Raw genomic sequence first — 9,398 nt, 5'->3', positions numbered from 1 at the left:
GAAGCTAAGCCTTTCAGCGCCGATGGTACTGCAGGGGGGACCCTGTGGGAGAGTAGGACGCCGCCGAACAATCATTGCGGAAGCCCCGCACCAGATAATGGTGCGGGGCTTTTCTGCGTTCAGGGCTAGGATCCCCGACATGAGCGCAGAACAGAATCAGTACCAGATACGTGCTGTCCGTGCCGACGAGTGGCAGCAGGTCAAGGAGCTTCGGATCGCCTCGCTCCACGATCCCGCGGCTCCCATCGCCTTCCTCGACACCGCCGAGCTCGCCGAGGCCAGGCCGGACAGCTTCTGGCAGGAGCGGACCGCCGGCGCCGCGGCCGGGCGGGCCGTACGGCAGTTCGTGGCCGTGGGGTCCGACGGGGTGTGGGACGGCACGGTGAGCGTGCTCGTCGAGGAGCTGGGGACCACCGACTTCCTCGACCGCGGGATCGAGACGACCCAGGGGCACATCGTCGGCGTCTTCGTCCGTGAGGGGCAGCGGGGCACCGGGCTGGCCGAGGACCTGTTCCGGGCCGGACTGGAGTGGGCCTGGTCGCTGGAGGAGCCCGCGCTGGAACGCGTACGGCTCTACGTGCACGAGCGCAACGAGCGGGCCCAGGCCTTCTACCGGCGCATCGGATTTCAGGACAGCGGTGTGAAGGTGCCCCTGGCGGGCGATCCGTCCGCCAAGGAGCTGGAGTTCGTGTTCCCGAGGCCCTAAGGGAGGTCCGCGTCGGGCCAGCGGGAGCGGGCCTGTTCGCGGCTGCGGCACAGGGCGAGGAGGGGGAGCGTCTCGTCGGCCAGCAGCTCCGGGAGCTGGGGGACGGGGGCTACCGCCGCCACGTCGTCCAGGATCAGGGACAGTGGTGGGTCGAGCCGACCGTGGGATGACCGTGCGGCCATGCGACGGCCGTGCTCGACCACGTGAGCGGCGAGTGCGGTCAGCAAGGGCATCGCACCCGGGTGGGTGCGGGGGTCTTCCAAGGGCTCGCCCACCACGTACAGGCTGCCCCCTTCGCCCAGAAACGAAGCCAGGGTGAGGGAATCGGTTCGGTTCGGGTTGCAGGCCTCGCGGATGTGGATCGAGGTGAGGCAGGAGAGGGCACGGGCCGTCAGGTTCTGGGCCAGCTCGCGCCGTTCCGGGTGGGCGGTGAGGGCGCTCTCCAGTTCGCCGGCGGCTCCCGGTGTCGCCTGGGGGTGGGTGCGCAGGATGCGGACCGGCTCCTGGGCGCTGTTGCCCTGGGTCCAGCGGTGGAGCTGCTTGAAGGGGCGGTCGTCCAGGGCGGCCGCCTGGAGCCAGCTACGCAGGAGCGTTTCCGCGGTGTCGGCGACGGCCGCGTCGAGCCGGGCCTGCGGGCGTACGGGGGTCAGCAGGGCGATCGCGCGGGCGGCGGCGGTGTCGCGGTCGGCGCAGCCCTCGGCCGGGTTCCAGTGCATGCGGGCCGGGGTGTCGCACAGGTGCGAGGGGTCGTAGAGGAGGACCGGGCCCAGTTTGGCGCGGGCGTCCTTGGTCTCGGCCCAGAGGGTGGGGGAGGAGGTCACGATCAGCGCGGCGCCCTCCGTCTCCTGGATGCGCTGTGCCGCCGCGCGGAACCGGTCGTCGGGGCCGCCGTACGCCATGCGGAGTTGCCGGGTGGCCGTGATGGGGGCCGCCGCCGGCGCGTAGCCGAAGCCGTAGCGGTAGGCATCGTCCACCGGGGCCTTGCGGTCCGGCTCGGGCGCCGGGTCCGCGCGCGGGGGCTCGTACGGCGCGGCCTGAGCCTGGGCCGGGAGTTGCAGTTGGGGCTGGGGCTGGGGCTGCAGTTGGGGCTCGTACGGTACGGGGGCCGGCGGAGGCTGTTTGGCCAGCGCCCGGCGGGACTTGGTGCGGGCGAACACGCCGATGGCGAAGATGATGAGCACGAACAGCACCAGCAGCTGGCTGATGAACAGGCCCCAGAACAGGCCCCAGCCGGACAGGGCGGCCGGGTCGGTGTCCGGCCAGGCGCCCGGGACGTCGTGCGGTTGCGCTATCAGGGCGCGGACGGCTCCCGGGGTGCGGGTGAAGGTGACGGTGTCCGGCCAGGCGCCTTTGGCGAAGAAGGCGGCCAGGCCGGTGGCGGACCAGACCAGGACGGCGAGGCCGAGGAGGAAGGCCAGCAGGCCGACCAGCAGGCCGTCCGGGACGCCGCCGGACGCGGGGGGCTCCGTACGTCTCGCGTCGTGCATGGTCAGGCCACCGTGGTCGCGGAACCCGGGCCGCCGTTGCCGCGGCGGCGTTCGATGGACAGGGCGCGTTCCTCCGCTTCCAGTTCGGCGGCGAGCATGTCGTCGTGGAGCCGGGCGGGGGCCGAGGACTCGGTCATGGCGCGGTCCGTGTAGACGAGGGGGCGTTCGGCCTCGGTGATGAGGTGTTTGACGACCTGCACGTTGCCGTTGACGTCCCAGACGGCGATGCCGGGGGTGAGGGTCGGGATGATCTCGACCGCCCAGCGGGGGAGGCCGAGTACGAGGCCGGTGGCGCGCGCTTCGTCCGCCTTCTGGGCGTAGATGGTGCGCGTGGAGGCCATCTTGAGGATGGCCGCGGCTTCCCGGGCGGCCGCGCCGTCGACGACGTCGGAGAGGTGGTGGACGACGGCGACGAAGGACAGGCCGAGGCGGCGGCCGAACTTCAGGAGGCGCTGGAACAGCTGGGCGACGAAGGGGCTGTTGATGATGTGCCAGGCCTCTTCGACGAGGAAGATGCGCTTCTTGCGGTCGGGCCGGATCCAGGTGTGCTCCAGCCAGACGCCGACGATCGCCATGAGGATCGGCATCGCGATGGAGTTGCGGTCGATGTGGGAGAGGTCGAAGACGATCAGCGGGGCGTCGAGGTCGATGCCGACGGTGGTCGGGCCGTCGAACATGCCGCGCAGGTCGCCGTCGACGAGGCGGTCGAGGACGAGGGCCACGTCGAGGCCCCAGGCCCGGACATCGTCTATGTCGACGTTCATGGCTTCGGCGGATTCGGCTTCGGGGTGGCGCAGTTGGTCGACGATGTCGGTGAGGACCGGCTGGCGGTCGCGGATCGCGTCGACGACGTAGGCGTGCGCGACCTTGAGGGCGAAGCCGGCGCGCTCGTCGAGGCCGTGGCCCATGGCGACTTCGATGATGGTGCGGAGCAGCGCGAGCTGTCCGGTCGTGGTGATCGCCGGGTCGAGGGGGTTGAGGCGGATCCCGTCGTCGTTGGCGGCGATGGGATCCAGGCGGATGGGGGTTATTCCCAGCTGCTGGGCGATGAGGTTCCATTCGCCGACGCCGTCCTCGCCCTGGGCGTCGAGGACGACGACCTGGCGGTCCTTGAAGCGGAGCTGGCGCAGTACGTACGTCTTCTCCAGGGCGGACTTGCCGTTGCCGGATTCGCCGAGGACGAGCCAGTGGGGTGCCGGGAGCTGTTGTCCGTAGAGCTGGAAGGGGTCGTAGATGTAGCCCTTGCCGCTGTAGACCTCGCGGCCGATGATGACGCCGGAGTCGCCGAGGCCGGGGGCGGCGGTGGGCAGGTAGACGGCCTGCGCCTGCCCGGTGGAGGTGCGTACGGGCAGGCGCGTGGTTTCGACTTTGCCGAAGAGGAAGCTGGTGAAGGCGTCCGTCAGCGCGGACATGGGATCTCGCATGGGCGGCACTTCCCTCCAGCTAGCGTCGGATGCCGGTGGCGAACGGCAGGGTGTTGACGAAGGCGCGGTGGTGCTCGCGGTCGCACCACTCCAGCTTCAGGTAGGACTTGCCGGCCGAGGCGCGGATGGTCCGCTTGTCGCGGGCGAGGGCTTCGGGTGAACGAGAGGACACCGTGATGTACCCGACCAGGTTGACTCCCGCCGCACCGCTGGCGAGATCTTCACCCCTCTGGTCGAGCCGGCCGTGGGCCGCGATGTCGCGGGGGTCGACGGTCCGGTTCATCTTGGCGGCGCGGGAGGCGTCGGCCTCGTCGTTGGTCTTCTCCGTGAGCATGCGCTCGATGGCCACCTCGGTGGGCTCCAGGTCCATGGTGACGGCGACGGTGCGGATCACGTCCGGGGTGTGGACGAGGAGGGGGGCGAGGAAGTTGACGCCGACGGGGGTCATCGGCCACTCCTTCACCCAGGCGGTGGCGTGGCACCAGGGGGCGCGGGTGGAGGACTCGCGGGTCTTGGCCTGGAGGTAGGTGGGTTCGACCGCGTCGAGTTCGGCGGGCCAGGCGTTGCGCTTGGTCATGGCCTGGATGTGGTCGATGGGGTGGTCCGGGTCGTACATGGAGTGCACGAGGGAGGCGAGTCGGCCCTGGCCCAGCGGCTGGCGGACGCGGATGTCGGCCTCGGCGAGGCGGGCGCAGATGTCGGTGAGCTCGCGGGCCATGACGATGGCGAGGCCGGCGTCGCGGTCGAGCTTGCGGCCCTTGTGGGGGGTGGCGGCGCGGGCGATGGTGTGGGCCTCGGCGGCGAGTTCGCGGCTGTAGTGCATGCAGGCGACGAGGTACGCGCGGTGCTGCTCGGAGGAGGTGGACACCATCGACTGGAGCTGGTCGTAGGACTCGCGCAGCCAGCCGGGGGCCTGGGTGTCGCCGCGCTGGGCGACGTCCTTGGCGTGTGCGTCGGGGTCGGCGGGCAGCGTACGGGCGAGCATCTGGAGGCGGGTGACGAAGCCGTCGCCGTTGGCCACGTGCTTGAGGAGGGTGCCGAAGCGGTCGACGAGGGCTTCTTGGTCCTCGCTGTCGCGCAGGCCGACGCCGGGGCCCTCGATCTCGATGGCGGCGGTGACCGTTCTGCGGTCGGCGTGGAGGAGGACGGCGATCTCGTCGGGGCCGAAGGGGGCGGCGAGCCAGTTGATGCGGCCGATGCCGGGGGGCGGGCCGACCTCGACCTCGCGGCCGTCGGAGCCGCGTACGCCGGCTTCCATGGCGCCGGAGCGGTAGGTCGTACCGCGGCGCAGGGTGCGCTTGTAGCTGCGGCTGATCTCGAACCAGCGGTAGAAGGTGCGGCCCTTGTACGGGACGTACACGGCGGCGAGCGCGAGCATGGGGAAGCCGGCGAGGCTGACGATGCGCAGGGTGAGGTCGGGGACGAGCAGTCCGCTCATCATGCCGAAGAACGCCCCCGCGATGATCAGGGCGATCTCGCCGGTCTCGCGGTTCTTGCCGACGATCGCGTTCGGCCGGGCCCGGCCGATGAGATACGTGCGGCGGGGCGCGACCGGGTGCAGCTGGTGGGACTGGGTCGTCAACGCCCGTCACCTCCTGTGTTCCTCGTACTCGAACTCGTGCGGGGCGGGGGTGCGGCGGAGGGGACAGATCCGCCGCCGGACCCGCCGCCGGAGGTGGGGCGGCTGCTGTGGGCGGCCACGCCTCCGGAGATGGGGTTGGCGGGGCGGGGCGCGCTGTTGGCGCCGCCGTCGCCGCCTCCGCGGTGGGCGCCGCGGCTGCTGTGGGTCTTGATGCCCTGCGAGACGAGGGAGGCCGGGGAGCTGATGACGGCGGCGGCCTGGGCGCCGTCGGTGGCCTTGCTGCGGTTGGAGCGGGCGGAGGCGATCTCGTCGCCGAAGCCGGGGACGAAGCGGTAGATCATCGCGGAGGCGAAGATCGCCAGGAGGATGATGGCGAGGCCGGTGACGACGGCGGAGAAGGCGTCGGGGCCCTTCTCGCCGGCGAGGGCTCCGGCGAGGCCGAGGACGATGACGATGACCGGCTTCACGAGGATGACGGCGATCATGATGCCGGCCCAGCGGCGGACGTGGCCCCAGAGGTTCCGGTCGACGAGGCCCGCGTAGACGACGACGCCGAGGAGGGCGCCGACGTAGAGGAGCGCGGCCCGGATGAAGAGCTCCAGGAAGAGGATGCCGGCGGCGAGGACGGTGACGAGGGAGACGACGATCAGCATGATCGGGCCGCCGCCGATGTCGTCGCCCTTCTTGAGGGCCTCCGAGAAGGAGCCGAAGAAGACGTCGGTCTGGCCGCCGGTGGCGGAGGCGATGACCTCGGTGACGCCGTCGGTGGCGGAGACGACGGTGTAGAGGATCAGGGGGGTGAAGGCGGAGGCGAGGACCGTGAGCCAGAGGAAGCCGATGGCTTCGGAGAGGGCCGTGGTGAGGGGGACGCCGCGGACGGCTCGCTTGGCGACGGCGAAGAGCCAGAGGACGAGGGTCAGGATGGTGGACGCGGCAAAGACGACGGAGTACTGCTTGAGGAAGGCGGGGTTGGTGAAGTCGACGTTGGCGCTGCCCTTGACCGCTGCGCTGAGCTTGCCGACGATCCAGGCTGCGGCGTCGGCGCAGCCCTTGGCTAGGGAGGCGAGGGGGTTGAGGGCGTCGGCGGGGTCGCTGGGGGCCAGGCCGGTGCGGGGGGCTTGGCCGGAGCCCCGATCGCAGTACTCCCGGGCAGGGCCGGCGATCAGCGCGCAGGGGTCGTTGCTCGCGCTCGGCGCCGGAGTGGGCGTGGGAGTCGGGGTCGGCGCGGCCATCGCGCGGGCGGCGAGAAGGACGACCGCGGTCTGGAGGACCGCAGTGGTGGCGCCGATCCTTCGGAGCGAGAGCCGGTGGCTACCGGGCATAGGTGAACCCTCCGAATTCGGTGACCGCGCTGCCGATCTCGTCGGAGGTGGATACGGGGTTGTCGCCGGTGACCGGGGTGGGGCCGTCCTTCTGCGAGGTTTCGACGACCTTCCAGTCGGAGCCGTTCCACTTGAGCGTCATCGAGATCGTGAACCAGCCGCTGGTGACGGGGCGGGTGGACTTGTCGCCGGTGAGGCCGAACATGCCGATGCACCACACCTCCACCGAGGCGGTGCCGCCGGCGAGGTTCTTCACCTTGGCCCCGACCGGAACCGTCCGGTTGACGAAGGTGGAACCCGTCGGTGCCAGGCCGTCCTTGGTCAGGCCGATCTGGGAGAGCAGGCCGGCCGAGTAATCGGCGTCGAATCCGGTCTGGAGCTTCGTCCGGGTGCTCTCGTCCGAGATCGCGTCCACGATGGCGTGGCGGCGCGCCGGGTTGAACATGCCGTCAGAACCCAGTGCGACCGCGTAGTTGGTGGCAGCGGACTGGGCGCCCTGCTGGTCCTGGGCGAACCCGGAGGGCACGCCCCCGTTCTTGCCCGTGACCGGGTCTGTGCCTGTCGGGGTGGTGGACGTGGTGGTCGGGGACTTGTCCGTCGAGGGGGGGCGGGGGGTGTCCGGGCCTTGGTTCGCGAACGCGATGGCGGCGATCAGGAGGACCACCACGCCGACCACCGTGATCAGGCTGCGGGAGGCGCGGGGGGTGCGGCGGGCGGGGCCGTACGGGTCGGCGGGGGAGTCCGGAAGGCGGGTACGGGTCTGGCCCGTGCCGCCGTACTGGTCGTCGTTGCTCATTCCGTTTCGGCCCCCTCGTTCCCGCGTAGGCGCGGTGTGGTGATTCCTCATCAAGTACGGCCGCGGTGGCCCGCTAGACGGCCATTCCGTAGACGATGGTGAAGAGGGTGCCCAGGGAGCCGATGATGAAGACGCCCGTGAGGCCGGCCACGATCAGGCCCTTGCCCTGTTCCGCGCTGAACGTGTCGCGCAGGGCGGTCGCGCCGATGCGCTGCTTGGCCGCGCCCCAGATGGCGATGCCGAGGCAGAGGAGGATCGCCACGGCCATGACCACCTCGATCATGACCTTCGCTTCGTTGCCGAGACTGCCGAACGGCCCCCAGTTCGGGGCGATTCCGCCGATGATGGTGGTGATGTCGCCCTTTTCGGCTGCCAGGATCATGTAACTCACCGCCCCTGTATGGGTAGTTCCGAAAGCCCGTGCCCGACGGCAGGGGTCACGCACTATCTTCGCTGATGAAACCGCCGTCGTCGTCGACTTGACGGCTCTCTTTACCCGATCCTCCGGCCCGCGCCCCGCCCCTGCGCTCTGACCTGGGCAGGGGCGGTGTGTATGCGAAAGAACGTATGGTCACTCTGTGTATCACGGGGGGTGACGCCGGGCAATGATTGTCGTCTCGGCGTACGGGGTGGCGTCCCTGTCCAGAGGTGTTGTCAGTGGGGTCCGGCAGGCTGGGGGGCATGACGACGACTCCGTGGACCCTTGCCGATGTAGAGGCGGCCATCCGGGCGGGATGGTCCGCCGAGACCTGCGAGCCGGCCAATGTCACCGGGATCCCCTGGACGGCCGAGAATCCGGCCTGGGGGCAGTGCGACATCACCGCCGTGGTCGTGCAGGACATCGTGGGCGGGGAGCTGGTGCTGGGCGAGGTGTTCCACGACGGGCGCCAGGAGGGGTACCACTGGTGGAACCAGCTGCCCGGGGGGATACGGATCGATCTGACGCGGGAGCAGTTCCGGCGGGGCGAGACCGTGACGCCGGGGCGGGTCGTGAAGCGGCCGCCGGGGCGGCTGTCGAGGCGCTGGGAGGAGTACCAGCTGCTGCGCCAGCGGGTCATCGACAAGCTGGGGCCGCTGCCGGGTGTGATGGAGACGGCGGACGGGCGGCGGCTGGCCTACACGGACTTCGGCGGGCCGGGGGCGCCGTTGCTCGCGCTGCACGGGCACTTCCAGGACGGCAGGAGCTTCGAGGAGCTGGCCCGGGAGGTGGGGCCGGCGTGGCGGGTGATCGGCCTCGACCAGCGGGGGCACGGGGAGTCGGACCGGGCCGCGGAGTACACGCGGGAAGGGTACGTGGCCGACGCCGCGGCCGTCCTGGAGCACCTGGGGCTGGGGCCGGCGGTGGTGGTGGGGCACTCGCTGGGCGGCGTCAACGCGTACCAGCTCGCCGCGCGGCGGCCGGATCTGGTGCGGGCGGTGGTGGTCGAGGACATCGGGGCGGTGGTCGAGGACGACCTGTCGTACGCGCGGGAGTGGCCGGGGCGGGCCGCGACCCGGACGGGGTTCCTGGCGGGGGTGGGGAGTGCGGCGGCGTACCTGGCGGGGGCCCTGCGGGAGTACGCGGACGGGTGGGGGACCGCGTGCGTCGTCGAGGACGTGGTGTCGTCGCAGCGGGGGCTGAACGGGGATCACTGGGGGGACTGGCTGGCGGTGCGTCAGCCGACGCTGCTGGTGCGGGGGGATCGGAGCGGGGTGCTGTCTGCCGAGCACGCGCGGGAGATGACGTTGCGGAGGGCGGGGGTGCGGTTGGTCGAGCTGCCGGCTGGGCATGCGGTGCGGGTGGGGGATCCGGAGGGGTTCTACGCCGCCGTGCGGGGGTTTTTGGCGCGGGTGTGAGTGGGGTGCGGGGCCGGGGGCCGGGTGCGGCGCCGTTGCCGGGGCTCCGCCCCGGGCCCCGCGCCTCAAACGCCGGCGGGGCTGGGATGACCCTGGGCTCCGCGCCTCCAGCGCCGGCGGCTGGGGTTGGCGGGGCTGGGGTGTGCCCGGCGGGGGCTCAAGATCGGGGCTCCGCCCCGGACCCCGCGCCTCAAACGCCGGCGGGGCTGGGATGACCCTGGGGCTCCGCCTCGGGCCACGTGCCT

At 71.4% G+C, this 9,398-nt stretch carries 8 protein-coding genes; 2 read left to right on the top strand and 6 right to left on the bottom strand.

Annotated elements, in window-relative coordinates; all coding sequences use genetic code 11:
- Positions 1-139: 139 nt before the first annotated feature.
- Positions 140-706, top strand: coding sequence for a GNAT family N-acetyltransferase (locus ACGFYQ_RS36925; RefSeq protein WP_393750854.1), 567 nt, complete (start codon positions 140-142; stop codon positions 704-706).
- Here the strand turns inward: ACGFYQ_RS36925 and ACGFYQ_RS36920 are convergent.
- From ACGFYQ_RS36920 to ACGFYQ_RS36895, 6 genes are all read right to left on the bottom strand, one after another.
- Positions 703-2,193, bottom strand: a complete 1,491-nt coding sequence (locus ACGFYQ_RS36920; RefSeq protein ID WP_393750852.1) for a type VI secretion protein — start codon at positions 2,191-2,193, stop codon at positions 703-705. The genes ACGFYQ_RS36925 and ACGFYQ_RS36920 overlap by 4 nt on opposite strands.
- Positions 2,194-2,195: 2 nt before the next feature.
- Positions 2,196-3,617: an ATP-binding protein gene (locus ACGFYQ_RS36915; RefSeq protein ID WP_393750850.1), complete on the bottom strand. Its 1,422-nt coding sequence runs from the start codon at positions 3,615-3,617 to the stop codon at positions 2,196-2,198.
- 19 nt (positions 3,618-3,636) lie between these two features.
- Positions 3,637-5,199 carry an SCO6880 family protein gene (locus ACGFYQ_RS36910; protein ID WP_393750848.1) on the bottom strand — a complete coding sequence of 521 codons (1,563 nt, stop codon included), beginning with the start codon at positions 5,197-5,199 and terminating at the stop codon, positions 3,637-3,639.
- Positions 5,196-6,521 (bottom strand): hypothetical protein, encoded by a 1,326-nt coding sequence (locus ACGFYQ_RS36905; protein WP_393750846.1) that lies wholly within the window; start codon positions 6,519-6,521, stop codon positions 5,196-5,198. The genes ACGFYQ_RS36910 and ACGFYQ_RS36905 overlap by 4 nt, the downstream gene beginning before the upstream one ends.
- Entirely contained in the window at positions 6,511-7,317 is an 807-nt protein-coding gene (locus ACGFYQ_RS36900; protein ID WP_393750844.1) for a hypothetical protein, read from the bottom strand. The genes ACGFYQ_RS36905 and ACGFYQ_RS36900 overlap by 11 nt, the downstream gene beginning before the upstream one ends.
- Before the next feature lie 73 nt (positions 7,318-7,390).
- Complete coding sequence (locus ACGFYQ_RS36895) at positions 7,391-7,699, bottom strand: hypothetical protein (RefSeq protein ID WP_008742356.1); 309 nt, start codon at positions 7,697-7,699, stop codon at positions 7,391-7,393.
- Between the two features lie 299 nt (positions 7,700-7,998).
- Between ACGFYQ_RS36895 and ACGFYQ_RS36890 the strand changes: the two genes are divergently transcribed.
- Positions 7,999-9,153: an alpha/beta fold hydrolase gene (locus tag ACGFYQ_RS36890; protein ID WP_393750842.1), complete on the top strand. Its 1,155-nt coding sequence runs from the start codon at positions 7,999-8,001 to the stop codon at positions 9,151-9,153.
- The last annotated feature ends 245 nt before the right edge of the window (positions 9,154-9,398 follow it).

It is taken from the genome of Streptomyces sp. NPDC048258, assembly GCF_043201995.1.
GTDB lineage: Bacteria > Actinomycetota > Actinomycetes > Streptomycetales > Streptomycetaceae > Streptomyces.
The sequence above is the reverse complement of the archived record's forward strand: the minus strand, read 5'-3'. Positions and strand labels throughout refer to the sequence as shown.

Excerpts from the sequence above, each read along its gene's own strand:
- ACGFYQ_RS36925 (WP_393750854.1), top strand. The coding sequence starts at position 140 with ATGAGCGCAGAACAGAATCAGTACCAGATACGTGCTGTCCGTGCCGAC.
- ACGFYQ_RS36920 (WP_393750852.1), bottom strand. The coding sequence starts at position 2,193 with ATGCACGACGCGAGACGTACGGAGCCCCCCGCGTCCGGCGGCGTCCCG.
- ACGFYQ_RS36915 (WP_393750850.1), bottom strand. The coding sequence starts at position 3,617 with ATGCGAGATCCCATGTCCGCGCTGACGGACGCCTTCACCAGCTTCCTC.
- ACGFYQ_RS36905 (WP_393750846.1), bottom strand. The coding sequence starts at position 6,521 with ATGCCCGGTAGCCACCGGCTCTCGCTCCGAAGGATCGGCGCCACCACT.
- ACGFYQ_RS36900 (WP_393750844.1), bottom strand. The coding sequence starts at position 7,317 with ATGAGCAACGACGACCAGTACGGCGGCACGGGCCAGACCCGTACCCGC.
- ACGFYQ_RS36895 (WP_008742356.1), bottom strand. The coding sequence starts at position 7,699 with ATGATCCTGGCAGCCGAAAAGGGCGACATCACCACCATCATCGGCGGA.
- ACGFYQ_RS36890 (WP_393750842.1), top strand. The coding sequence starts at position 7,999 with ATGACGACGACTCCGTGGACCCTTGCCGATGTAGAGGCGGCCATCCGG.